The sequence below is a fragment of the Flagellimonas hymeniacidonis genome (genome assembly GCF_008040165.1).
GTDB lineage: Bacteria > Bacteroidota > Bacteroidia > Flavobacteriales > Flavobacteriaceae > Flagellimonas > Flagellimonas hymeniacidonis.
Genome location: NZ_VRUR01000001.1, coordinates 213,709 through 239,754, shown reverse-complemented (window position 1 = coordinate 239,754; position 26,046 = coordinate 213,709). Strand labels below are relative to the sequence as shown.

The 26,046-nt window shown below is 37.0% G+C and carries 25 protein-coding genes and 1 tRNA gene; 24 read left to right on the top strand and 2 right to left on the bottom strand.

All coding sequences use genetic code 11. From position 1 onward, the window contains the following. Window position 1 precedes the first annotated feature (1 nt). The gene (locus tag FVB32_RS01110; protein ID WP_147740748.1) at window positions 2-766 is read right to left on the bottom strand and encodes an alpha/beta fold hydrolase; all 765 of its coding nucleotides are present in this window, start codon (window positions 764-766) and stop codon (window positions 2-4) included. A gap of 266 nt (window positions 767-1,032) precedes the next feature. On the opposite strand from FVB32_RS01110, the gene FVB32_RS01105 reads away from it, so the two are divergent. The 24 genes from FVB32_RS01105 to FVB32_RS00990 all read left to right on the top strand — a co-directional run bounded on the left by FVB32_RS01105 (window position 1,033) and on the right by FVB32_RS00990 (window position 25,144). After that, window positions 1,033-1,488 (top strand): division/cell wall cluster transcriptional repressor MraZ, encoded by a 456-nt coding sequence (locus tag FVB32_RS01105; protein ID WP_147740747.1) that lies wholly within the window; start codon window positions 1,033-1,035, stop codon window positions 1,486-1,488. Continuing rightward, window positions 1,481-2,383: a 16S rRNA (cytosine(1402)-N(4))-methyltransferase RsmH gene (gene rsmH / locus FVB32_RS01100; protein ID WP_147740746.1), complete on the top strand. Its 903-nt coding sequence runs from the start codon at window positions 1,481-1,483 to the stop codon at window positions 2,381-2,383. The genes FVB32_RS01105 and rsmH overlap by 8 nt, the downstream gene beginning before the upstream one ends. A 14-nt stretch (window positions 2,384-2,397) precedes the next feature. Next, a complete protein-coding gene (locus FVB32_RS01095; RefSeq protein WP_147743373.1) occupies window positions 2,398-2,715 on the top strand; it encodes an FtsL-like putative cell division protein in 318 nt (105 codons plus the stop codon). After that, the gene (locus FVB32_RS01090) at window positions 2,715-4,724 is read left to right on the top strand and encodes a penicillin-binding protein (RefSeq protein ID WP_147740745.1); all 2,010 of its coding nucleotides are present in this window, start codon (window positions 2,715-2,717) and stop codon (window positions 4,722-4,724) included. The genes FVB32_RS01095 and FVB32_RS01090 overlap by 1 nt, the downstream gene beginning before the upstream one ends. After that, window positions 4,721-6,184 carry a UDP-N-acetylmuramoyl-L-alanyl-D-glutamate--2,6-diaminopimelate ligase gene (locus FVB32_RS01085; RefSeq protein WP_147740744.1) on the top strand — a complete coding sequence of 488 codons (1,464 nt, stop codon included), beginning with the start codon at window positions 4,721-4,723 and terminating at the stop codon, window positions 6,182-6,184. The genes FVB32_RS01090 and FVB32_RS01085 overlap by 4 nt, the downstream gene beginning before the upstream one ends. 8 nt (window positions 6,185-6,192) lie before the next feature. Continuing rightward, on the top strand, window positions 6,193-7,413 hold the full coding sequence (gene mraY / locus FVB32_RS01080; RefSeq protein ID WP_147740743.1) for a phospho-N-acetylmuramoyl-pentapeptide-transferase: 1,221 nt from the start codon (window positions 6,193-6,195) through the stop codon (window positions 7,411-7,413). Then, entirely contained in the window at window positions 7,414-8,748 is a 1,335-nt protein-coding gene (gene murD / locus FVB32_RS01075; RefSeq protein ID WP_147740742.1) for a UDP-N-acetylmuramoyl-L-alanine--D-glutamate ligase, read from the top strand. A 4-nt stretch (window positions 8,749-8,752) separates the two neighbouring features. Beyond that, window positions 8,753-9,958: an FtsW/RodA/SpoVE family cell cycle protein gene (locus FVB32_RS01070; RefSeq protein ID WP_147740741.1), complete on the top strand. Its 1,206-nt coding sequence runs from the start codon at window positions 8,753-8,755 to the stop codon at window positions 9,956-9,958. Further along, the gene (murG, locus tag FVB32_RS01065; RefSeq protein ID WP_147740740.1) at window positions 9,945-11,033 is read left to right on the top strand and encodes an undecaprenyldiphospho-muramoylpentapeptide beta-N-acetylglucosaminyltransferase; all 1,089 of its coding nucleotides are present in this window, start codon (window positions 9,945-9,947) and stop codon (window positions 11,031-11,033) included. The genes FVB32_RS01070 and murG overlap by 14 nt, the downstream gene beginning before the upstream one ends. Then, the gene (gene murC, locus FVB32_RS01060; RefSeq protein WP_147740739.1) at window positions 11,030-12,382 is read left to right on the top strand and encodes a UDP-N-acetylmuramate--L-alanine ligase; all 1,353 of its coding nucleotides are present in this window, start codon (window positions 11,030-11,032) and stop codon (window positions 12,380-12,382) included. The genes murG and murC overlap by 4 nt, the downstream gene beginning before the upstream one ends. Further along, window positions 12,372-13,091 carry a cell division protein FtsQ/DivIB gene (locus FVB32_RS01055; RefSeq protein ID WP_147740738.1) on the top strand — a complete coding sequence of 240 codons (720 nt, stop codon included), beginning with the start codon at window positions 12,372-12,374 and terminating at the stop codon, window positions 13,089-13,091. Before murC ends, FVB32_RS01055 begins: the two co-directional genes overlap by 11 nt. Before the next feature lie 3 nt (window positions 13,092-13,094). After that, complete coding sequence (gene ftsA, locus FVB32_RS01050; RefSeq protein WP_147740737.1) at window positions 13,095-14,423, top strand: cell division protein FtsA; 1,329 nt, start codon at window positions 13,095-13,097, stop codon at window positions 14,421-14,423. Window positions 14,424-14,454: 31 nt separating this feature from the next. Beyond that, complete coding sequence (gene ftsZ, locus FVB32_RS01045) at window positions 14,455-16,407, top strand: cell division protein FtsZ (RefSeq protein ID WP_147740736.1); 1,953 nt, start codon at window positions 14,455-14,457, stop codon at window positions 16,405-16,407. A gap of 102 nt (window positions 16,408-16,509) precedes the next feature. Continuing rightward, on the top strand, window positions 16,510-16,962 hold the full coding sequence (locus FVB32_RS01040) for a GatB/YqeY domain-containing protein (RefSeq protein WP_147740735.1): 453 nt from the start codon (window positions 16,510-16,512) through the stop codon (window positions 16,960-16,962). Window positions 16,963-16,968: 6 nt separating this feature from the next. Further along, window positions 16,969-17,042, top strand: a tRNA-Arg gene (locus FVB32_RS01035). Window positions 17,043-17,105: 63 nt separating this feature from the next. Next, window positions 17,106-18,404: a tyrosine-type recombinase/integrase gene (locus FVB32_RS01030; protein WP_147740734.1), complete on the top strand. Its 1,299-nt coding sequence runs from the start codon at window positions 17,106-17,108 to the stop codon at window positions 18,402-18,404. Between the two features lie 54 nt (window positions 18,405-18,458). After that, window positions 18,459-18,710 (top strand): hypothetical protein, encoded by a 252-nt coding sequence (locus FVB32_RS01025; RefSeq protein WP_147740733.1) that lies wholly within the window; start codon window positions 18,459-18,461, stop codon window positions 18,708-18,710. 48 nt (window positions 18,711-18,758) lie between these two features. Further along, entirely contained in the window at window positions 18,759-19,730 is a 972-nt protein-coding gene (locus FVB32_RS01020; RefSeq protein WP_147740732.1) for a hypothetical protein, read from the top strand. A gap of 122 nt (window positions 19,731-19,852) precedes the next feature. Next, the gene (locus FVB32_RS01015; protein WP_147740731.1) at window positions 19,853-20,125 is read left to right on the top strand and encodes a helix-turn-helix domain-containing protein; all 273 of its coding nucleotides are present in this window, start codon (window positions 19,853-19,855) and stop codon (window positions 20,123-20,125) included. Between the two features lie 235 nt (window positions 20,126-20,360). Continuing rightward, complete coding sequence (locus FVB32_RS01010; protein ID WP_147740730.1) at window positions 20,361-21,713, top strand: DUF3987 domain-containing protein; 1,353 nt, start codon at window positions 20,361-20,363, stop codon at window positions 21,711-21,713. Between the two features lie 186 nt (window positions 21,714-21,899). Then, complete coding sequence (locus tag FVB32_RS01005; protein WP_147740729.1) at window positions 21,900-22,925, top strand: DUF6371 domain-containing protein; 1,026 nt, start codon at window positions 21,900-21,902, stop codon at window positions 22,923-22,925. Window positions 22,926-23,037: 112 nt separating this feature from the next. Beyond that, window positions 23,038-23,817, top strand: a complete 780-nt coding sequence (locus FVB32_RS01000) for a hypothetical protein (protein ID WP_147740728.1) — start codon at window positions 23,038-23,040, stop codon at window positions 23,815-23,817. Between the two features lie 61 nt (window positions 23,818-23,878). Further along, a complete protein-coding gene (locus tag FVB32_RS00995; protein WP_147740727.1) occupies window positions 23,879-24,289 on the top strand; it encodes a hypothetical protein in 411 nt (136 codons plus the stop codon). 408 nt (window positions 24,290-24,697) lie between these two features. After that, a complete protein-coding gene (locus tag FVB32_RS00990; protein WP_147740726.1) occupies window positions 24,698-25,144 on the top strand; it encodes a hypothetical protein in 447 nt (148 codons plus the stop codon). 244 nt (window positions 25,145-25,388) lie between these two features. Here the strand turns inward: FVB32_RS00990 and FVB32_RS00985 are convergent, their stop codons facing one another. After that, a complete protein-coding gene (locus FVB32_RS00985) occupies window positions 25,389-25,883 on the bottom strand; it encodes a hypothetical protein (RefSeq protein WP_147740725.1) in 495 nt (164 codons plus the stop codon). Between the last annotated feature and the right edge of the window lie 163 nt (window positions 25,884-26,046).

Below are 26,046 nucleotides of genomic sequence, written 5' to 3'. Positions count from 1 at the left end.
TTTAGAAATTACGCTTGTTCAGCCAAGCTTCAAGAATTTTGTTGAAATCATTCGGATGTTCCATCATAGGGGCATGGCCACATTTTTCAATCCAAAACAAATCAGAATCTGGAAGCAACTCATGAAATTCCTTGGCCACATTAGGCGGGGTTACAGTGTCATTTTCACCCCAAATAATACAGGTAGGGGTTTTCATATGTGGTAAATCTTTAGACATATTGTGGCGGATAGCACTTTTGGCAATAGCCAAAGTTTTAACCAACTTCATTCTGTCGTTGACTGTGGCGAATACTTCATCAACAATTTCCTTTGTAGCTACCTCTGGGTCATAGAAAACATCTTGGGCCTTTTTCTTTATAAACTCGTAGTCACCACGTTTTGGGTAGCCATCACCCATAGCACTTTCATACAATCCAGAACTACCTGTGATAACTAAAGCCTTGACCATTTCAGGAAACATTTTTGTATGGAGCAGTCCAATATGCCCTCCTAAAGAGTTCCCAAGAAGAATTACATCTTTCAACCCTTTAAACTCAATAAATTTCTCTAAAAACTTTGCGAAATTCTTCACCGTGGTTTTTAGCATGGGCATATCATAAATGGGAAGCTCAGGTATTAAAACTTTATACCCTTTTGGCGGAAAATATTCCGATACCCCTTGAAAGTTGCTGAGCCCACCCATAAGGCCATGCAAAATAATCATGGGAGTTCCTTCCCCCATCTCAATATATCGGTATTTGCCTTCCTTAATAATCTGCTCTTCCATCTAAAGTTAGTTGGTACTAAGAGGGCAAATATAGGCAATTCAAATCACACGTATTTTGAGTTTTTAACACCTAAAAAAGAAGGTTTTGTGAAGTCTTATAAAATCAATGAGATTGCTTAAATGAGAGGTTGGCAGCTTTTTTTTCGATAAAATATGGGGTTTTGTCGAAAATGTGGAGAATTTATCAACAAATGTGTCTTTATGTGGAGAAATGTGGAAATAAAATCTATATATTTGAGTTGTTATTGATAACCAATTGATTTCTAGTGACCCATATCATAGGACAACATGATTGCAAAGCTGATACAAAAGGAAGGGTAATACTACCTATTTCTTTAAAAAATCAGTTGTTGCCCGTACTGAATGACGGTTTTGTAATTAAACGCTCCGTTTTTCAGCAATGCTTGGAATTGTATCCCAAGAGCGAGTTCGATGTGCTTATGCAAAAGGTCCTTAAGAAAAGCAAGATCAACCGAAAGTACGATGCTTTTGTGCGAAACTTCGTGGCAGGCATGAAAGAAGTGACTATTGATGGCGATACGGGAAGGCTTCAGATACCCAAGAATCTGGTAGAGTATGCTGAAATTGGGAAAGAAGTAGTATTAAACGCCGTCTTTGATAAGATAGAGATTTGGAACAAGGAGAAGTACGAAGTGATTCTGGAAGAAGGGGAGAAGGATTACGCTGATCTGGCCGAAGAGATTTTTGCAGACGATGACTAGTCCATACCACAATCCTGTACTCCTACAAGAGTCCGTGGATGGATTGAATATAAAAGAAAATGGAGTTTATGTAGATGTCACCTTTGGTGGCGGTGGGCACTCCAAAGAAATACTGAAGCGGTTAGGGGTAGATGGAAGATTATTTGCATTTGATCAAGACGAAGATGCACTGGCCAACGCGATAGATGATGAGCGATTTCAATTGATCAGTCAAAACTTTCAGTTTCTCAAGCAGTTTCTCAAGTTCTATGGCATTCGGAAAGTTGATGGAATCCTGGCAGATTTTGGAGTTTCCTCCCATCAGTTCGATGAGGCGGAACGTGGTTTCTCTATTCGTTTCAATGCGGATTTGGACATGCGGATGAACAGAAGCAATGAATTATCCGCCTATCAAGTGATCAATTCATACTCCCAACAAGATCTAGCATCAGTTTTATTTCAATATGGTGAATTGCGCAATGCAAATGCAATGGCAAAAACTATTGTAGAAACTCGATTAGAAACACCAATCAAAACTACAGACCAGTTAAAAGAAGTTTTAAAAAGATTTCTGCCCAAAATGAAAGAGAACAAGATTTTGGCACAAATCTATCAAGCAATCAGGATTGAGGTGAATCAGGAAATAGCTGTGCTAAAAGATTTTTTATTGCAAGCACCGGAGGTCCTTAAAGAAGGAGGGCGGTTAAGCTTGATAAGTTATCATTCCTTGGAGGATAGATTGGTCAAAAGATTCATTAGAGCTGGGCGGTTTGAAGGGGAGGCAGAAAAAGATTTTTACGGAAATATTAATGTTCCCTTGAGAAAAGTAGGGGGATTGATAACTCCATCAGCAGAAGAAATTAGCCGGAACAATAGAGCCAGAAGTGCAAAGCTTCGCATTGCAGAACGAATTTGAATATGGAGAACAAAATGAAAAAGGGATTACTGGACATATTAAAAGGAAAGTTTTTGGTGAGTGGAGACGCACCCAAGAACTGGATGTTTTTGTTTTTTGCATCATTTCTTGCGGCAATGATGATTTCCAGCAGTCATAAAGCTGATAAAAAAGTGCATGAAATTGCCGCTTTAAGCGAGGAAGTCCGAAAACTTAAAAGTGAATTTTTTGAACATAGATCGACTGTCCAGCAACTTAAGCTAGAATCTACTTTAAGAGAATCAGTTGCGGTAGAAGGTCTTTTTCCATCAGCAGACCCACCAAGTAAAATCAAGGTAAAATCACAAGAATAATGGCCATTACAGAAAAAAACATCATGAATAGATTGTACCTGGTTGCAGGCTGTCTTGTGGTGTTTTCCATTTGCGTTGTGGTAAAGTTGGTGGACATACAGATGATCAAGGGTGACGATTATAAAGAGCTTGCCTTGAACAATACAGAGAAAATGTTCACCATTGAGCCCAATAGAGGCAATCTGTACTCAGATGATGGTAGTTTATTGGCAGCTTCTGTGCCTAAGTATGAGATTCGGTTTGATGCCAAAACCGTTTCAGAAGAGAATTTTCAAAATAATGTGGCCGCACTTTCAGATTCTTTAGGACATCTTTTTGACCGACCTTCTTCCTATTATAGACAGTTATTTAGAAAGGCTCGTGCCAACGGTAATAGATACAAATTGGTGGCCAGGAATATAGATTATCTGGATTATATCCGCATTAAACAGTTTCCATTATTCGCTTTGGGCCCATACAAAGGAGGGTTTATCGAAACACACCGTGTGGTTCGTGAATACCCTTTGGGTAAAATGGCGGCAAGAAGCATTGGTTACGAAAAAGTCGATGAAAACGGATATTACACTAGAGTAGGTTTAGATGGAGCCTTTGGTGAACAATATCTACGTGGTAAAGAAGGTAAACGCCTAAAACAAAAGATAGCAAAAGGGCAATGGAAACCAGTAGGGCTGGATAATATTGTAGAGCCGCAAGATGGATTGGATGTGGTGTCGACTATAGATATTAACATTCAGGATATAGCCCATCATGAGCTTTTGGGCCAACTAGAGAAATACCAGGCCGACCATGGGTGTGTGGTGGTTATGGAAACCGCAACTGGAGAAATTAAGGCCATCTCTAATTTGGGTAGAACTTCCGAAGGAAAGTATTATGAAAAGTTGAATTATGCCATTGGAGAGTCCCATGAGCCGGGATCAACTTTTAAATTAATGTCTATGATTGCTGCCTTGGAGGACAAGGTTATCGATACTAGCACCGTAATTGATACGGAAAAAGGAAGATATCGAATTTATGATAGGGTGGTAAAAGATTCTAAATGGGGTGGATATGGAAAAGTCTCGGCTGCAAAGGCTTTTGCTATTTCTTCAAACACTGCATTTGCAAAAATCATTCATGAAAATTACAAGGAAAAGCCAGGAAGATTTGTGAATCGACTTATGAATATGGGTCTCCACAAAAAACTGGATTTGCCCATTATTGGGGAAGGAAAACCAGTTATCAGATACCCTGGAGATGAAGGATGGTCAGGAATTTCATTGGGTTGGATGTCCCATGGTTATGAAGTATCCCTGACACCTATGCAGACCCTTGCATTTTATAATGCCATTGCAAATGATGGGGAATTTGTTAAACCCAGATTGATTAAAGAAGTAAGGGAGGGTAACAAAGTCCTTAAAAGATTTGATAAAGAAGTTACCAATGCATCAATCTGTTCCAAGGAAACTGTGCAAAAAGCGCAACAATTGCTAAAAGATGTGGTGGAAAAAGAATATGGTACAGGTCATGGATTGTATTCCAAAAGTTTTTCCATGGCGGGGAAAACGGGAACCTGTCAGAAGAATTACATAGCAAAAGACCCAGATAAGCTGGCTTATATCTCATCATTTGTAGGATACTTTCCTGCAGATAATCCAAAATACTCCTGTATCGTCATTATACATGAACCAGATAAAAGTGTAGGCTACTATGGTGCGGATGTGTCGGGACCAGTGTTTAAATCCATGGCACAAAAAATTTATGCCACCTCACCAATTATTGATGAAGTAAAAGGCGAAGCCTTCAATGGAGATGCCTTGGAAGAAAAGTATGAACAGTACTATGCGCAAGTACAAAAAAAGTACACTAAAGTGCCTAATGTAAAAGGAATGTGCGGAATGGATGCTGTCTCGCTGCTGGAGAATTTAGGAATGAAGGTTGAGGTACGAGGCAACGGGAAAGTAAGGAAGCAATCCATTACTCAAGGAACAGATATCAATCGAGTAAAAAAAATAGTGTTGGAACTTTCATGAAGTTATTAAAAGACATATTGTATGGAGTAAGCCTTTCTGCGGTTAGTGGAGATACCAATGTGTTGGTGAACCATGTTCATTTTGACTCAAGAAAAGTTGAAATGGATGATGTCTTTGTAGCCATTAGGGGCCTAATCACAGATGGACACAAGTACATTCAAAAAGCGATAGAACTTGGTGCCAAAGCTGTTGTTTGCGAAGAGCTTCCTGAGTTATTGGTAGATGGAGTTACCTATTTAAAAGTTTCTGACTGTAATAGCGCTTTGGCCATAATTGCGGCTAATTACTATGACAACCCTTCAAAAAACCTGAAACTGGTTGGAATCACAGGAACTAACGGGAAAACAACTGTAAGTACACTACTATACAATCTATTTAAAAAAGCAGGTTTTAAAGTAGGATTGATTTCCACAATAAAGGTCATGGTAGATGATAAGGAATACAGCACAAGCCATACCACACCAGATGTACTGACCATTAATAATCATCTTGCTAAGATGAATGCCGAGGGAATCGAGTTCTGTTTTATGGAGGTGAGCTCACATGGTATCCATCAAAAAAGATCCGAAGGATTATACTTTGAAGGAGCTATTTTTACAAACCTATCCCATGATCATTTAGATTACCATAAAACCTTTGCAGAATACCGAGATACAAAGAAAAAACTCTTCGATAACCTTCCTAAAACGGCCTTTGCGCTTAGCAATATAGATGATAAGAACGGCTTGGTGATGTTGCAAAACACCAAAGCAAAAAAGTACACCTACGCCTTAAAATCTTACGCTGATTTTAGAGCGCAGATTTTGGAAAAACAATTTGATGGACAACTATTGAAAATTGATGATAATGAACTTTGGTCCAAACTAATTGGAGATTTTAATGCGTACAATTTACTGGCTATATATGCTACCGCGGATATTTTGGGTCTTGAAAAAATAGAGACTTTAAAGCTTATCAGCGAATTGGAAAATGTAGATGGCAGATTTCAATATTACATATCTAAAGACAAAATAACAGCAATAGTTGATTATGCCCATACGCCGGATGCGTTAAAAAATGTGTTGGTTACGATCAATGCATTGAGGACTGGAAATGAAAACGTCATCACCGTAGTGGGGTGTGGTGGTGACCGTGATAAGTCTAAGCGTCCGGTTATGGGTCATATCGCTTCAGAAATGAGCAATCAGGCCATTTTTACATCAGATAATCCTAGAACAGAGCCCCCTTCTACGATTATTGAAGAAATGGAGGCAGGAGTAGAACCTCAGAATACCAGAAAAGTATTGTCCATTGAGAATAGAAAGCAGGCCATTAAGGCAGCGTGCAAATTGGCATTGGCAAATGATATCATTCTAGTGGCGGGAAAAGGACACGAAACCTATCAAGAAACAAATGGTGAACGTGTGGATTTTGATGATTTTAAGGAAGTAAAAGAGGCGTTAGCCAATTTAAATAAATAATGTAGTCCATGTTATACTACTTGTTCGAATATTTAGAGAATCAATACCAGTTACCCGGAGCATCATTGTTCCAGTTCCAGACCTTTAGAGCGGGAATGGCGGTCTTGTTCTCCTTATTGATTGCAATGGTTTACGGTAAACGGATTATTCTGTTTTTGCAGAAAAAGCAAATAGGAGAAAGTATTCGTGATTTAGGGTTGGCAGGACAGCAGCAGAAAGCTGGAACCCCCACTATGGGTGGATTGATCATCATCATGTCCACCTTACTGCCCGTGTTGCTCTTTGCTGATATTAAGAACATCTATATTATTCTTTTGATTGTCACCACCGTATGGATGGGAATTATCGGATTCGTTGATGATTATATAAAAATCTTCAAAAAAGACAAAAAGGGATTAAAAGGAAGATTTAAGGTAATGGGTCAAGTGGGCTTAGGACTTATCGTAGGAGCTGTGCTCTATTTCCATCCAGAAGTCACCATTAAAGAAAAAGATACCACCCGAATAACAGAGAATTTTAAGGTAGAAAGGGTTTTTGGACAAGATATAAAGGCCATGCGTACCAATGTGCCGTTCTTTAAGAACAATGAGCTGGACTATGCCGATTGGATTACATGGGCTGGAGATGGTTTGGAAGATTATGCCTGGTTGATTTTTATTCCTGTGGTGATATTAATTGTTACTGCGGTGTCCAATGGGGCCAACCTTACCGATGGAATTGATGGATTGGCAGCGGGTTCCTCAGCAATAATCGTATTGACCTTGGGGATTTTTGCACTCGTATCTGGTAACATCCAGTTTTCAGACTACCTAGACATATTTTACATTCCAAGAGTAGGAGAGCTACTGATTTTTATAGCTGCTTTTGTGGGAGCATTGGTTGGGTTTTTATGGTACAATACATATCCTGCCCAAGTTTTTATGGGAGACACAGGAAGCTTAACCATTGGGGGTGTTATCGCTGTAATAGCTATTATCGTAAGAAAGGAATTGTTGATTCCGCTATTGTGTGGAATTTTCTTTGCAGAATCACTTTCAGTAATGCTGCAAGTGGGGTATTTCAAACATACCAAAAGAAAATATGGAGAAGGAAAACGAATATTTCTAATGGCTCCGTTGCATCATCATTATCAAAAGAAATTATATCACGAGAGCAAAATAGTGACCCGATTTTGGATTATTGGAATTTTGTTGGCAATTGTGAGTATAGTGACGCTAAAAGTGAGATAAATGAAGCGCTTAGTGGTTCTTGGAGGAGGAGAAAGCGGTGTCGGCACGGCCATTTTAGGGAAGCAAAAAGGATTTAAAGTCTTTGTTTCAGACAAGGGAGAAATAAAGGAAGATTACAAAAAAGTTCTTGAACATTTTGAGATTGAATGGGAGTCAGGAGAGCATACGGAAGCTAAGGTTTTAAATGCTGACGTAGTTATGAAAAGTCCAGGTATTCCAGACACTGTTCCATTGGTAAAAAAATTGGTGGCAAATGGAGTTTCTGTGATTTCTGAAATTGAGTTTGCTTCAACATATACAGATGCAACGCTAATAGGAATTACAGGAAGCAATGGGAAGACCACAACAACTATGTTGACCCATCATTTGCTAAAGAATGGGGGATTAAATGCTGGAATGGCAGGGAATATTGGCGATAGCTATGCTAAAATGGTTGCAGAGCAAGATTATGAGCAGTATGTATTGGAAATAAGCAGTTTTCAATTGGACGGCATTGTTGATTTTAAACCACAGGTAGCAATTTTAACCAACATTACTCCAGACCATTTAGATCGCTATGAGTATAAGTTTGAAAACTATATAGCATCAAAATTTCGAATAGTAATGAATCAGGATAAAAATGACTTTCTGATTTATGATGCTGATGATGAAGTCATCACGGCGTGGTTGAAAAAACACCCAGTTCAATCCAAATTAGTTCCCTTTTCACTAAAGGAACAACAAGAAGAAGGAGCTTGGTTGGAAAATGAAACGATTAAAATAAAAATAGAACATAAAACTTTGGAAATGAGCACAGATACTTTGACCCTAGAAGGTCAACACAATGTAAAGAACACCATGGCAGCAGGCCTTGCGGCCCTTTTGGTAAATGTTAGGAAGGAAACGATTCGTCAAAGTATCCAAACGTTTCAAGGAGTTCCGCATAGACTGGAAAAAGTCCTGAAAATTAATCATGTGGAATACATTAACGATTCCAAGGCTACTAATGTAAATGCAACATACTATGCGTTGAATGGAATTAAAAAACCAATTGTTTGGATTGTTGGCGGAATAGATAAAGGCAACGATTACAAAGAATTAATGCCAATGGTACGAGAAAAAGTAAAGGCAATTATTTGTTTGGGCATGGACAATTCAAAACTTAAGGATGCTTTTGGGAATGTAATAGAATTAATGGTGGAGACATACTCCATGGAGGAAGCGGTAAAAGTCGCCTATAAAATTTCAGAACGTGGAGACTCAGTGTTATTGTCTCCTGCCTGTGCAAGTTTTGACCTTTTTGAAAATTATGAGGATAGGGGAAATCAATTTAAAGCAGCAATAAAAAATTTATAAGCAAATGTTGGCGGTATTTAAAAATTTGAAAGGTGATAAAGCGATATGGGGCGTAGTGGCCCTGTTGGCACTTTTCTCATTTTTGCCGGTGTATAGCGCGAGTACCAATCTGGTTTATGTAAACGATGATGGTACAACCGTTGGGCACCTGGTAAAACATGCCGTGCTTTTGTTTTTGGGCTTTGGAATCATCTATGCGGTTCATCGCATACCTACACATTATTTTAAGGGACTATCCATTATTGCACTACCCATTGTTTTAATCCTTTTGGCATATACATTAACCGTGGAGACCAGAATAGGAGGCGTAACAGCAAACAGGTGGATAAAAATTCCGTTTGTGGGAGTCAATTTTCAAACGTCAACATTGGCTTCGGTAGTTTTAATGATTTGGATTGCCAGATATCTGACCAAAATCAAGGATACGGCAATCACATTTAAGGAAAGTATTTTGCCGCTATGGTTGCCCACGACTCTAGTGGTTTTGTTGATTCTGCCTGAAAACTTTTCTACGGCGATTATTATTTGTCTTCTGGTATTGGTTTTATGCTTTTTAGGGGGGTATCCGCTCAAATATTTATTCGCGATAGTAGGCACCGGACTAGTGCTTTCTGGAATGTTTTTGTTTGTACTGTTTAAAACTCCAGAGATATTACCACAAAGAGCGGGAACATGGAAATCTAGAATTGAAACCTTTTGGAGCCCAGAAAAGGCAGGAAAAGATGATTTACATCAATTGACACTGGCAAAAATTGCTATCGCCGAAGGTGGAGTAGTTGGAAAGGGCGCTGGAAAAAGTGTTATGAAAAATATGCTTTCGCAAAGTACGTCAGATTTCATTTTTGCCATCATTATAGAGGAGTATGGTCTGTTAGGTGGAGGAGCGTTGTTGTTTTTCTATTTGCTGTTGCTGTTCCGGATTGTGGTAGTGGCAAATTCGGCCAAAACCATTTTTTCAAAATTATTGGTGATCGGAGTAGGCTTGCCTATCGTTTTTCAAGCATTTATAAATATGGCAGTGGTAGTGCAACTATTTCCCGTAACAGGTCAACCCTTACCATTGATCAGTATGGGAGGGACATCTATTTGGATGACCTGCATGGCGATTGGAATTGTATTGAGTGCAAGCAATAAAAAAGAAAATTTAGAGGAGGAATCCTATGACATAGATGAAAGTAATCCTTTAGAAGTATTAAGTGGGCAATTATAGGTTCATACTTTCTGGAGGAGGTACTGGTGGACATATTTATCCGGCCATTGCCATAGCAAACGAATTAAAAAAGAGGCATCCCGATGCTGAGTTTTTGTTTGTTGGAGCAAAGGATAAAATGGAAATGGAAAAAGTGCCGCAAGCCGGATATAAAATAAAAGGCTTGTGGATAAGTGGATTGCAACGGAAACTGACATTAAAAAATCTGATGTTTCCATTAAAACTAGTGAGTAGTTTGTTTAGAGCACGACAAATAACAAAACAGTTTAAACCCGATGTCGCCATTGGCACTGGGGGGTTTGCAAGTGGGCCATTGTTAAAAATGGCAGCTAGTTCCAATGTTCCTTGTGTTTTGCAAGAACAAAATTCTTATGCCGGAATCACAAACAAGTTGTTGGCAAGCAAAGCAGAACGTATTTGCGTTGCTTATGATGGAATGGACCAATTTTTCCCAAAGGAAAAAATCATTAAAACAGGCAATCCGGTTCGCTCAGATTTAGTGGATTTAAAGGTGGGTAAAGAGCAGGCTGTTCAATTTTTTGATTTGGATGCCAATAAGAAAACCATACTAATTATTGGAGGGAGTTTAGGAGCTAGACGTATAAATCAATTGGTTGAAAAAGAAATTCGATTCTTTCAGGAAAAAGAAGTGCAATTAATATGGCAATGCGGCAAGCTCTATTTTGAGGAGTATAAAAAGCATAACTCAGATAATGTAAAGGTGCTTGCCTTTTTAAACCGGATGGATTACGCCTACGCTGCTGCGGACATTATCATCTCAAGAGCTGGGGCTGGGTCGGTATCAGAGCTTTGTTTGGTAGGAAAACCTGTCTTGTTTATTCCATCTCCCAATGTTGCAGAGGACCATCAAACCAAAAATGCAAAAGCATTGGTTTCCAAAGAAGCAGCGCTTATGCTTAAAGAAAGTGAATTGGATGCTGAATTTGAAATGGCCTTTACCAGTCTTATGGATTCAGAGAGTACCCAAAATATTTTGAGCGCCAATATTAAAAAACTGGCCATGCCAAGGGCTACGGAACATATAGTTGATGAAATTGAAAAGTTGTTGAAATGAATTTGAAGGACATCCATAATGTTTTCTTTATCGGTATCGGAGGTATTGGTATGTCCGCTTTGGCGCGCTATTTCAGCTATATTGAAAAAGAAGTAGTGGGATACGATAAAACGAGTACCCCAATTACAGATGAGCTCACCGCTAATGAAATAAAAGTTCATTTTCAAGACAATTTGGATTTGATACCGGAGACCTTCAGGAATATTGAAAATACCTTGGTGGTGTATACCCCGGCCGTTCCAGAGACGCATTCGCAATTACAATATTTTAGAAGTAATGGTTTTGAAGTGAAAAAGCGCTCAGAAGTATTGGGTATTATCACAAAAGACACCTATTGTTTCGCAGTAGCAGGTACACATGGCAAAACTACAACTTCCTGTATTTTGGCACATTTGCTAAAAGAAAATAGTACCCCATTGACGGCTTTCTTGGGAGGTATTTCTGAAGATTTTAATAGCAATTTTGTATTGGAAGGAACGGATTATTCCGTGGTAGAGGCAGATGAATTTGATCGTTCCTTTTTACAGCTTTCACCAAATGTGGCCTGCATTACTTCCATGGATGCAGATCATTTGGATATTTATGGAACCAATGAAGAATTACAGCAATCCTTTCAAGATTTTGTAGAAAAAATCAAACCAGGGGGAATGCTGTTTATACGAAATGGGCTTCCGTTGCAAGGAATCACTTATGGCATAGAGGATGAATCTGATTATTGCATTAAAAACATCTTAATTGAACATGGCACCTACATATTTGATTTGGTTACGCCTAAGGAAATATTGAAACAAGTACGTTTTAGTAAACCCGGAAGGCATAACCTGCTTAATGGATTAGCAGCTTTTGCGATGGCGGTGCAGGCTGGTTCCCCGCCGCACCGTCTGGCTGAAGCATTAGGAACATTCAAGGGAGTGCAGAGAAGATTTTCATATCAAATAAAGGAAAAGGACTTTGTTTTTATTGATGATTATGCACACCATCCAACAGAGATCAAAGCAGTATATCAGGCTATAACAGAAATGCACCCCAACAAAGAAGTAACAGCAGTTTTTCAGCCCCATTTATTTTCAAGAACGAAAGATTTTGCTGATGACTTTGCGGAGAGCTTATCCCAATTCGATGCGGTTTTGCTTTTAGAGATATATCCGGCAAGGGAAGAACCCATGGAAGGGGTTACTTCAGCTTGGTTATTGGATAAGATTGATAACCCAAATAAGAAATTGATTTCTAAATCGAGCCTAATAAACGAGATAAAACATTGTAAAACAGGAGTTTTGGTAACTATGGGAGCTGGAGATATTGGATTGGAAATACCCAAAATAAAAAAAGAATTGGCATATGCGAGTTAACTGGAATTATATAAAATTGACGCTGTTGTCCATGGCCGTAATTGGACTTTATGGGTTTGCCGACCACCGTAGCAAGAAAAAAAGAGTAAGCGATATTTCCATTAATTTTTTGGGAAACAATGACTTATATCTTACAGAGGCCACAGTTAATAAATTGTTAATACAAAATTACGGCGCGGTAAAAAATAGGGCTAAAGAAGATTTAGTTTTGAATACCATAGAGCAGGTAATTCTATCCAACGATATGGTGAAAAACGCCCAAGTCTATCTTACTATAAATGGAGAACTTATATCTAAGATTGTTCAGCGTAAACCGATTGGAAGAGTGGAGGGAGTCTCTAAATTTTATTTGGATGATTTGGGAGAGCATATGCCTTTGTCCAAGCATCATTCAGCTAGAGTTCCCATAATTACGGGCAAAATTACAGGCAAAAGCCTTGAGGATGCCTATACGATATTGAATTACATTAATGAAGACGATTTTCTTAGGAAAAATGTCATAGGAATACATATTGAGGAAGAAGGAAAGTATCAACTCAAGTTTCGTTTGGAAAATTTTGTAGTGAATTTGGGCAGCGTGGACAACCTCAATGAAAAATTTAAAAATTTTATGGCTTTTTATGCCAAGGCGGCCAAAGACAATTCTTTGGAAAAATATGCAACAGTAAGTTTAGAATTCAACAATCAAGTGGTTTGCACCAAAATATAAATTATGGAACAGGGTAATTATTCAGTTGGATTGGACATTGGAACTACCAAAATTGTCGCAATTATTGGTAGGGAAAATGAGTATGGGAAAATTGAAATTTTAGGAACAGGCAAGTCCAAAAGTTTAGGCGTGCACAGGGGAGTGGTCAATAACATCACCCAGACAATTTCTTCTATCCAACAAGCAGTGGAACAAGCAGAAGTAGATTCAGGATTAAAAATTGGTTCTGTGGTCGTGGGTATTGCTGGGCAGCATATCAGAAGTCTTCAGCATAGTGATTATATCACAAGACCCAATTCAGAAGAAGTTATCAACGATGATGATTTGGAAAAGCTCTGTAATCAGGTATACAAATTGGTAATGCTTCCAGGAGAGGAAATTATCCATGTATTGCCACAAGAATACCGAGTGGATGGTCAGCCCGAGATAAAAGAGCCAAAAGGAATGTACGGGGGTCGTTTGGAAGCTAACTTTCATGTTGTGGTTGGTCAAGTGTCATCCATCAAAAATATTGGTAGATGTATAAAAAGTGCTGGATTGGACTTAGCAAACATCACTTTGGAGCCTTTAGCCTCTGCTGAGGCAGTTTTAAGTCAAGAAGAAAAAGAAGCAGGTGTTGCCTTAATCGATATAGGGGGTGGAACTACGGATTTGGCCATTTTTAAAGATGGCATTATCAGACATACTTCGGTAATACCATTTGGTGGTAACGTAATCACTGAGGACATTAAAGAGGGCTGTTCCATTATTGAAAAACAAGCTGAACTGCTTAAGATAAAATTTGGTTCTGCATGGCCAGGTGAGAACAAAGACAATGAAATTGTATCTATTCCTGGTTTAAGAGGTAGGGAACCTAAGGAAATTACGCTAAAGAATTTATCCAAAATCATTCATGCCAGAGTAGTTGAGATTGTTGAGCAGGTATATGTGGAGATTAAAAACTATGGCCATGAAGATCAGAAAAAAAAGCTGATAGCTGGAATTGTATTAACAGGTGGTGGAAGCCAGTTAAAACACTTAAAGCAGCTAGTGGAATACATCACTGGTATGGATACCCGTATAGGATACCCCAATGAGCATTTGGCTGGCGATTCTGATGAGGAGATTGCGAGCCCTTTGTATGCCACTGCAGTAGGACTTTTAATGAATGCCTTGGAAACGGAGACGCTAAACGCAATGGAAGAGGCGGAGATTGAGGCAGAAGGAGAAGAAGTATTGGTAGGACAGGAACATATGACTGGTACATCAAATAAGATGTCTGCCAGAGAACGCAAATCGATTTTTGACAAATGGTCAGAGAAGTTGAAGGACTTTTTAGACAATGCAGAATAATAACCCCTTTAATAAGTAACAGAAAACTGTCATGAGTAAGAGCACTGAATTTGACAACATCGCTTTTGATCTTCCCAAAAACAAAAGCAACGTAATAAAAGTAATTGGAGTCGGTGGAGGTGGTAGCAATGCCATTAATCACATGTTCCTGGCCGGAATAAACGGAGTGGACTTTGTAATCTGTAATACAGATGCACAAGCTTTACAAAACAGTGCCGTCCCCAATAAAATTCAATTGGGCGTTTCCCTAACCGAAGGTCTAGGTGCTGGAGCCAACCCAGATGTTGGTGAACAAGCCGCTTTGGAAAGCATGGAAGATTTAAAAATCATGTTGGAACAGACAACCAAGATGGTCTTTATTACTGCCGGCATGGGTGGTGGAACCGGAACTGGAGCAGCTCCGGTCATTGCAAAAGTGGCTAGGGAGATGGATATTCTTACTGTTGGAATCGTTACTATTCCATTCCAGTTTGAAGGCGCCATGCGTAACAAACAGGCCCAGGCAGGTATTGAAAAATTACGCTCTAATGTGGATTCCCTTATTGTAATCAACAATAATAAATTACGTGAGGTATACGGTAATCTAGGATTTAAAGCCGGTTTCTCTAAAGCGGATGAAGTGTTGGCAACTGCAGCAAGGGGTATTGCAGAAGTAATTACACATCACTACACGCAAAATATTGACCTAAGGGATGCTAAAACCGTACTTTCCAATAGTGGAACAGCTATCATGGGATCTTCCACTGCTTCCGGTTCTGCAAGAGCTGGTGAAGCCATTATGAAAGCATTGGATTCTCCACTATTGAACGATAATAAAATTAATGGAGCTAAAAACGTATTGTTACTTATCGTTTCAGGTACACAGGAAATCACTATTGATGAGATTGGGGAAATCAATGATTACATCCAGATAGAGGCAGGACACGGAGCCAATATTATTATGGGTGTTGGTGAAGATGAGGATTTGGGGGATGCCATTGCTGTAACTGTAATTGCCACAGGATTTAATGTAGATCAGCAAGATGACATTGTAAATACAGAAACCAAGAAGGTATTTTATACGCTTGAAGATGAGCAAATTGCTGAGCAGGAATTAACTACGGAAGCAACAGCTGTGCAAGATGTTAAGATTGAAATGCAGGTGTCTGAACCAGAGCCTGTTATTGTAAAGCACACTTTGGAGATGGAGGAAGCAGAGGAAATAACTCCTAAAGTAGAAGAAGCACACCTTATTCCAACAACGAACTACATCAGAAACTTTAATGTGTTTTATGAAGAGGTGGTTCCAGAAAATATAGAGGATGACTTTGTCATTATAGAAGCTAAGAGCATTTTAAATGATATTGAGGTTGTAGACCCAGAAGAAGTGTCTCCAAAAGCGGAAGAAGACCAGTTTGCCCTGACATTTGATATACCGTTGAACAAAACTAAAGAGCCTGAAGAAAAAGAGCATACTATTACATTTGACTTGGATGACAACGTTAACGATATTGATGTTAACGAATATGTAGAAGTTAAGCCAGTATTAGAATATAAAAAGGAGGGAGAAACACGGTACAATTTGGAAGAATACATGGAGTTGGAGACCCAATTAACGGGCGCTAGATCGGTAGCGGAGACCCATGAGCCTAAATTGGTGGAAGATGAATTGGTTTTTGAAAAGAAAACCATAAAGGTAGAAGCAAAAGGTGAGGGAGATGGCGCTTCAGGCAATGTGGACCCATTCAATAGTTCTATCAACGATTTATTAAAAGATCGCGCAGACGAACGAAGAAAGAAGCTGAAGAACTTCAACTATAAGTTTCAAAACAATAGAAATAGTATCGATGAGATAGAAAAGCAACCTGCGTATAAAAGACAGGGTGTCGACTTAAATGATACTCCACAAGAACAAAAAGTATCTAGAACAACATTGAGTGAGGACAGTAATGATGATTTACAATTACGCTCCAACAACTCTTTTTTACACGATAATGTTGATTAGTAGTGTTTAAATTGAAATCCATTTTTAATGGAAAGCTTAAACCCGTTAGTTAAGAGACTTTCGGGTTTATTTTTTATCTTCGCTGCCCAAAATAAAGAGAAAATGAGTTTGCAAGATCAGATAATGATAGAGATGAAAACGGCAATGAAAGCAAAGGATACAGTTGCATTGGAATCGTTGCGAGCCATTAAATCTGCTATTTTATTGGCAAAGACTGACAAAGGTGCCGCTGGAGAGCTTTCTGAGGAAGATGAAATAAAGCTGGTTCAAAAATTGGTAAAACAACGTAAGGATAGCGCTGCAATTTTCACGGAACAGGGAAGAGAGGATTTAGCAGCACCGGAACTGGCCCAAGTGGCAGTAATTGAGAAGTTTTTACCCGAACAACTTACCGAAGAAGAAATTGAAAAGGTGGTGGTGATGACTATTGATTCCACCGGAGCGTCAGGAATGCAAGATATGGGTAAGGTTATGGGGATTGTTTCCAAAGAATTGGCAGGACAAGCGGATGGAAAAACCATTTCCAATATTGTTAGAGCCAAATTGAATTCATAATATAATGGCCACGTAGCTCAGCTGAATAGAGCACTGGATTTCGGCTCCAGCGGTCGTAGGTTTGAATCCTACCGTGGTCACGAAATAAACCTCTGTAAAACCTATGTTTTTACAGGGGTTTTTGTATTTTTAAACCTCATCCAATGGATATAATCAAAAAACGCCTTGGCGAAAAGCATGTGAACGAGTATGTAAATATAATTTCAAAGTTTGCGATAAAAATGTACTCTGAACCCAGACTATATATCCCCAAAGAAGTCAACAAGGATGGGAGTTTGGGAACACCTTCATTGAAAAAAAGGTGGTACGTGTACTATTATTTCAGGGACCCCTCCACGGGGCAGATGTCCAAGCAACCGTTTAAGGTATATAAGGGGCTGAATCGGCTAAAAACAGTTAGCCAGAGAAAAGCGGCGGGAAAAATGCTGGTTAACGTCACCAAACGTTTATTAAGTGAAAATTACAATCCCTATGATTTGAATTCTGCTAGCAAGAATGCAAAAGACATTATAAGTGTACGGATGGCGTTTGAAGGGGCTCTTGAAAATAAAAGAAACTATTTAAAACCTAATACATTTGATAGTTATGAAGACTATTTGAACATGTTCCTGCATTGGTGTGATAAAAAAGGCCTTTCAAAAATTTCAATTACAAAGCTTGAAGAGGAACATGTTATCTCATACTTCAACTACCTTGGAAGAAAGAAGCCAACCGGGAAAGGATTGATGCCAACTTCAGTACACAACCACAAGCTTAACCTGAGTGCGATTATGTCATCAATGCAAAAATCAAAATTGATTGGACATAATTTTATCAAGGACATTGAGACCAAGAAGAATAAACCACTTAAGAACGCCCCTTTCACCTTGGAAGAAATTGGCAGAATCAAAAAGGTGCTGGCCAACCAAAACCCACCATTTCTCTATAATTTCATTCAGTTTTTGTTCTATTCCTTTATGAGGAACCGTGAAATCCTGAGCACAAAAGTTCGTAATGTCAATATGGTTAGCAAAACAATTTCAATCGAGACGAAAGGGGATAGGGTGTCACACATCTTAATGGTAGAGCCTTTGTATCAACTATTAAAGCAATGGAACATTGAGCAGTGCCCAGGACACTTTGATTTATTTACTCCAAAAGGTGTTCCCGGGATTTGGGATGTTTCCATAAAACAAAAAGTGGATTCCATAAGCAAGAACTTTGCAAAAATCCGTGAAGAACTAAATATTGATGCCCACAAAAAAACATATTCCTTTAGGCACAATGCAGCGGTCGATTTATTTAAAAGCTTTGTAGAGCAAGGGTTTACAGAAAACGAGGCCATTCAACAATTAATGAAGATAACGAGGCACAAGGATGAGTCAGCACTTAGAAACTACCTAAGGGACATAGGGGCAATTTTACCCAAGGATTGGACCAAACATTACAACATATCATTTTAGTAGTATCAGGTAACCCTAAAGATTAAACAGTATTATAAACTAAATATTAGAATTATGGAACCAAAATCAAATTATGACGAAAAGACTATCAATCGTTTATTAGCTGAAGTTAAAAACCTTCAAGAATATGATGTCACCTTAATTAAAGATTCTCTTTCTGATTTTTTTGTCGATTGGGTAAATGTAAGTCATGACACCGGGGTTCTTGATAGAGAAATCCATCTGTCCCATACCCATCATTACTCATTGTTGCAAAATTTCCTTACATATATATTAGAATGTAAAAAGGACAAGTTAAGTGCCTAGAGAAGAAATTGAAAAATTGGATAAAGACAGAGGTTTTGATTCGAGCCAATGAAAGGAACGATTGATTCTATACAAATAGTTTTTAAGGAAACAATTGAGTCCATCAGAGAATACTGTACTCGATGGTATTCAGCGGAGAAAGATATGGTGTTTAGAAAGCTAAAATATAAAGACCTTTCCGAAACAAATCCTCTGAAATTCTTTCATCTAAACAACATTAAAAAAGATAATGGACTTAATACATGGAATTCAAAATATTTAAATGAGAGTCTGAATGATATTTACGTTCGAAATGTCGCCCGAGTAGTGATAGATGAACTTGAATATTTTGAGGAGTATCTTTTTGATTTCCAAGTGGGGCAAAATTTGGATGCGCTGAAGGAAAAAATTGTTGCCAAGGAAGAAGAAATACTAAAACTAAAGAATGAGTATAGGGTATATGGTATAGCGATTGCCAAATATCTTAAAACTGAAAATGAAGGTAGTGATGGCCTTATGTTTGAAAGGTTCAAAATCATTAAAGAACTTAATACTGAGTATGGAAACAATAATCAATGCTCTAGCACCCATGATTACCCTTACTTTGAGGTAAATGGTGTTGAATTTCTTGATTTCGAACTCATATATGTTTTTTGCAAATTGTTTTTTAAGCTGTCTAAAATACTCCCATCCAATACACAAGACCTCAGAAGGGTGAATGAAAACTATTACAGTTCAATCTTTGCACATGAGGTAGCTGAAGAGATTTTGAGTTGTGTGTTAAAACATTTTAAGGCGATTGACAATGTTGAAATAGCCGTTAAAGGGAGGTTTATGCCCATAACTGATGCTTTCTGGAGTGTTTTTCAAGAGGACTTAGATTTCTTTAGGAAATCAGCGAAGAAAATCGAATATATCAAGTACTTAGATACTACCTATGGTTTGGGCACCAAGGCCAAACTCTCAGGAGGAGTTGCCCATGAGAAAGAGGTTAGCGATTTTGTAGAAAACCTTTCCACCTACAAAACTCTGAAAGGGTAGAACCAAGAATACAATATGACATAATAATACCAATTATTCCCATTTTATTCCCAAAACTGGAATAAAATGGGAATTTTATTTATTGGTTTCCATGATGAACTTTGCTTCAAAATAATATTATCATGGAATCAATTACACAGGTTCACAACATCACACCGGAAAATTTAGTGGAAAGATTAGCGAGCAAAATACTCTCCTGTAAATCTAGAGACAACATACTTAAACCAGTCTGGAAATATATTACCAGAAAGGAAGCTGCAAAAAAATTGGAAGTCTCTTACATGACGCTTGATTCCTGGGATAAAAAAGGAATCCTCAAAAAAAGAAAAATTGGAGATAAAGTATTCTATAAGCTAGAGGAAATAGAAGCCCTTTTAGATAATTCCATGGGATAGTTCCCAAACAAAAAGGGGTAATTGACACTTACCCCCTCGAATATTTTCATCATTTAATAGAATAACAATGAAAACAATAGCAAAGCAAAAGTACCCATATATCTACACATTCCCAAATGTAAAGTTGAGATCGGGTAGAACCATTCCACTTTCTCAGGGCATATCCAAATTTCTTGAAATGACCCATTTCAAAAGAACATTTAGAACATCATTGAACCAACTTAATTAATTAGCAATGGGAGCAAAAAAAGCTAACCGGGATGGCCTAATATTTCAACATTTTGATTTGGAAAACTTTAGCAAGACAATTGATAATGCAATGATTCATGATGTAAATGGGTTTCCTATAGATGTTTTTCCAGATTGTATCCAGAAACTTATCGAAAATGCTCGAACAACAGTATTATTTAATCCTGATTATTTTTCCGCAGGCATCCTTTCAACAGTCGCTACTTCAATGGGTAGTGCATACTCCTTGAATAATGGAAGTTTTAGTGTAATGTCCATATTATGGCTGACCATTGTGGGACGAAGAGGAACGGCTAAAACCCATCCACTAAGCAAAGCTAAAGAACCATTGGAAAATCAAGATTCTAAAAGTTATCTCAATTATCGCGAAGAATTAAAAGTGTCTAAGAGTTCTACTGGAATTGACGACACCAGAAAACCAACTTTTAAAAAATTCCTTCTTGATGATTTTACCATTGAAAAGTTAGTGGAATTGTTAAGTTTCAACGAAAGGGGTGTAATGATTTTTCAGGACGAGCTATTAAAATGGGTAAATGAATTTGACAAATATAGGGGCAAGGGTGGTGACCAACAAGCCTACCTAAAATTGTGGAATGGTTCCATTTATTCTGTCGATAGAAAAAGCAGTGATGCCATTAGAATAGAGAATCCATGTGTCAATATTCTTGGTGGAATGCAAACTGAGTTGTTGAAAACCTTGGCTACCAATAGAACAAGTGATGGTTTCCTGGACAGGTTCCTGTTTGTTATTCCTGAAAACCCTAAACCAAGACTTTTTACTGGAGAAAGATTGGATACTGCTCTTTTTGAAAATTACTGTAGAATAATTAATAATATTCTTGGTTTTGAAGGACATGAAATATTTGTGGGGCCTAAATGCTTAGATATATACAAATCATGGCAACATAAAAAGGCGATGGAAGTAGATAACGACGACCTTGAACATGCAATTCAATCAAAAATGGAAACTTATATATGGAGGCTTGCACTTGTTTTGGAAACAATGCATCAGGCTTCCATAGCAAGCTTCAAAAAAGAACTTTCCGAAGATGTTCTCCACAAAACCATAAGGCTTGTTGAATACTTTAGAATCCAAGCTTTGAAGGTCCACGATAAGCTGGCCACTTATGACCCAATTGAAAAACTAAATGCAATAGAAAGAGAGCTATACGAAAAGATGCCTGTGAAATTTAAAAGAAACGATGTTTTAAGAATTGCGGAAGAACACCATATGTCAAATTCATCATTGGACAGATTCTTAAAAAGAAAAGAGCTCTTCGATAATCGAAAAAAGGATAAAACCCTCAGCTATGGGGTGTATAAAAAGATTTATTACTGAAAAGTTGACAAAGTTGATAATTCGGATGTCAAGTGATTGAATATTAATGATCTAACTTTGCAAAGTTTTACCGATTTCTACCCTCTAGTTTGTCAACTTTACTTGTGACTTCAGAAAACAAAAAACTACAAACCATTGAAGGTAAGGCACTTTATCAACTTTGTCAACTTTTTAATGCATATGGAAATGAATCGAAATTTAGAGTTTGATAGGAATAGAAAAAGGGTTAAATATTGTCCATGTGGTAGGAGCAATAGAAATCAGAGGTTTGTTCCTTTTAAAGGGTATGAAAATTATGGTTATTGCCATTCATGTGAAAAGACCTTCTTTGAAAAGAATACCGAGAAACATTATATTCCACAATATGGTAAGTCTATTAAACCCCTAGGGGCTAGTTACCATGATAAAAGACTTATAGTAAGGTATGGCAGAAATTATATAGAGAACAATTTCATACAGTATTTAAAACTACATTTTAATATCAGCTCTATAAAGGAAGCCATCTTGAAATATTGCATTGGAACCCCCAAACACTGGAAAGGGGACACGGTATTTTGGCAGATAGACAGACAAAATAATCTCAGACATGGCAAAATTATGCTCTATGACCAGAATACCGGCAAAAGAGTCAAAAAAAATGGAAGGGCCTATATTACAAGTGTCCGCTCAATGAACAAATTGGAAGATTTCAACTTAAAACAATGTTTGTTCGGGTTACATCTAATCAATGAAAGCAAAAACAAGTTAATAGCCCTTGTGGAAGGCGAAAAGACTGCTATAATGATGAGTATTTTCAAACCTGAATACACCTGGATGGCCACTGGTAGCAAGCAAGGATTTAAAGAAAGTTATTTGGAGCCTATCAAGGATTGCGACATAGTTGCTTTCCCGGACAATGGAGAATATTGTGATTGGAAGAATAGGGCTTTCTTATTAAATCAAAAGGGGTATAAAATTAAAGTTGATGATTGGTTTGAAAAACAAGAAGGCTTTGAAAAAGGGGTGGATTTAGCAGACGTACTGATTGAAATGGGAGATATAGGGCATAAAAAGGGGTATAATTCAAACCATAATCGGATTACATCAACCAAACTAGTCCAAACAATAGTGGAAACTAAGGTAAAAAAAATGGCATTGCGTAATAGAGCAATATTGACTCTTATAACGGAGTTTGATTTGATTGATCAGAACGGGATGGAGATTAGAATTTAATATAGATGAAGAGCGTAATGCTCCATATCAGTTATATTTGGACTATTAATTATTGGAATATGGTTCTAGAGACATGAATGATAATTGTTTATGACTATTATACACCAAAAGGATGAAGAAAGAGTATGAAAAAATACTAGAAAACCTTAAAAATTCAATTTCAGTTATAGAGGAAAAAGGGATATCTATCCATGACTTGAATGACAGTTATGAAGAACTAGCTAAACATACTAAGGAAATAAAGCAAATTGAAGATAACATTGATGCCATAAAATCACAGGTTATTGACAGCATAAAAAAGGAGTTAGATCAAAATAAAAAATCCAGTATATTCTCGATTTACGGTTTTTGGATAGGATTGATAGCGCTTGTGCTTTCTATTGTTGCTTCAATTAGTAACTTTAGGATAAAACCAGTTGAAACTGAAAAGAAGATAAATATTATTAATGAAAGAATAGCTAATTTATCTTATAGAATATTGGGAATAGATGAGAGTTATTCTACCAGAGAAAAGACCTTCTTGATTGAAAAAGGAGTATTTAAAAAACCTACCCCGATACTTTACAATTATAACAACAACGATACCCTAAGTATTGACTTAATAGAAACTGAAGAGGTCAAATGGGAGGATGGTATATATAAACCAATTGCTAACATTATCGTTTATATCAATAGCAGACAAATGGGGCTTACAGGGCTTCAAAAAATATATTCTCAAAATAATTCGGATTCTTTTAATTTCGAAAGGAATTCACAAACAATTCAAGTCTTTGAAAATGACACAATTTCATTTTTAAGTAATCATTTTGTTGTTAAAAAAATTTTCAGAAAGACAACGAAGATGTATGATGTTGGACATAAAAAGAATGCAATACTTTTGGAAAAGATATAATACAATCAGCAAAATTAGATGACGTAAATCAACAAAATGGTCCTATTAAAGAAAAGTAACAATGAATATACCGAGACTCCCAACAGATAGTCTATATAAATTCCTGACCCTTTTTGGGTTGATTTTGATTTTTCTTTACCTATACCTTGAATTCACAAGTTATGAGGACTTCTCTCAGAAGCAAATGGATTTACATTTTGAGATTGAATTGGTTAACCAAGAAGTTCGAAATATTAAAAAGAAGCACTCAGAACACGTGGAAGAGGCCTTTACCTATTGTGAAGACAATCCTTGCTGTATAGCTTTAGAAAAGGGTGAAAAAGGAATTAAATACAGAATTACTGGTAATAACTGTAATCCAGAAAAGATTGAGGAAAGTATCAGTGAAATTTTGAAACACGATAACAATCATGAATTTGACATACAAAGAAAGCTACAAATAATAGAGGTTGAAGGAAAAAAATTGACATGATTTACGACAATTATTTGATTCTTAAATCAAAAATGTCTTGGATACTTTATGTTGGAATAAGCTTCTCAATAGTAGGAGCAATCTTTTGGTATTATAAAATTCAAAAGTACCAAGATAGAATATTAAAAAAACAAGCTATAGAGGGTGTAAAGAAAGGTGAACTGTAAATCTCTAAACATCTGAATTCCGTACATTTAAAGCCCAATGAAGACTCTCATTACCCTCCATTGTAAGGACAATAGGAGGGGTAATAGTGCAAAACCATATTCCATACCCGGAATTACGGGTATGCAAACGTCTACTGTTTATTTTGTATAGGTAGAATTCCACCTATTTAAAACTTTATTACCTTAATTACATCAAATCTAATATTTTATAATAAATATGTTTTAATCTAACATAGTCTCAATGGAAAACTTTTTACCTTACCTGGAGTTAATAAATACAATTGGAATAATCATTTTAGGAATCGCATTTTATGCTCAAAATAAAATTGTGACTGCGATAAAAGATTTTATGGAAATTTTCGATACTAAGAAAGTTCGAGAGTTTGCTGATATGCGTGAAGAGACAGCTATCGGAAAAGCAACAAACCTGATAGTGAACGATGAGAAAGTTAGAGAAATTATGCACGAAGTTACAAGCGCTAAGATTGATGAAATATCAGAACTTTATAAAGAAGAAATGGGTAAAGAGCATCTTGAATTGTTTAAGTCTAATATTCATCTAATTGAAAACTGTTTGAAAGACCAAAAAGATGAGCAACTAAGATACGTAAACGAGTTTTTGCCAAAGAATAAAGCCAAAATCTTACCTATTCTTTTTCCTGAAGATTTTGAAGATGATAAGCCTTAGCTTGATAATATATTCTTAGAGACATTTTATGTTATAATATAAAACCATAATGATTATCACGGCCATCATTCCTGAGAATGATACGTTTGAAGTATTTTAAAATCTTGCTCATTAGACTTCAGGTATATAATTCGCAAACAAAATGCTATCGCTATAAACTAGAGTATTTATGATAACCACAATAAGATAATTACTCATACGATTTTCTTCGTATGTGGATGCTACAAAAGAGAAAAGATTAGCACTAGATTAATTCATATACAACTGGTTTTTCTGAGGAGTCAACGAGCTCTATAATTTGATTTGAAACTCCTTGGATAGGCTCTCCTATTTTCAATAAAAACATCCTGAGTTCATCCATGGAAACATATCTCACCCATTTGGGGTCTGATATGTATGCCCCTCTTTGGCACGAAATTATAGGGTTAAGGGTTTTTTCGATTTCCTCATTGGTAATTTCTGGAATTAAGCCCTTAATTTCCTTCTTCGAAATCTGTTTTTTATCTATTTGAATATCCACACCGAAGTTTCTAATTGTAATGCCTGTTTGTTCTAAAAACAGTAACACTTCTCTACTCTGAAGCTTGATTGCCCATTTAGCTTGGGTAATATCCAACCCCCTATTCGCACTTATTATAGGGTTTATCAAATCAGTAAATACCCTATAATTAAAGGGTTTGATTAATTCATAGAGTTTGCGTTTTGTTGTTCTATATGAGGTGTATTCAATATCTTCCATTGCTTTAATTCCAATTAATATGATTAACTAACAATAACTTACATATTTAAAGATAACTCATATTGATTGATTCTAATAGTTAAATTAATGTTACATATTATAAGTAAAAAATGATTTTAGACTTCATATTATTATAACATTTTATTTTTGAGTGTCTTATTTT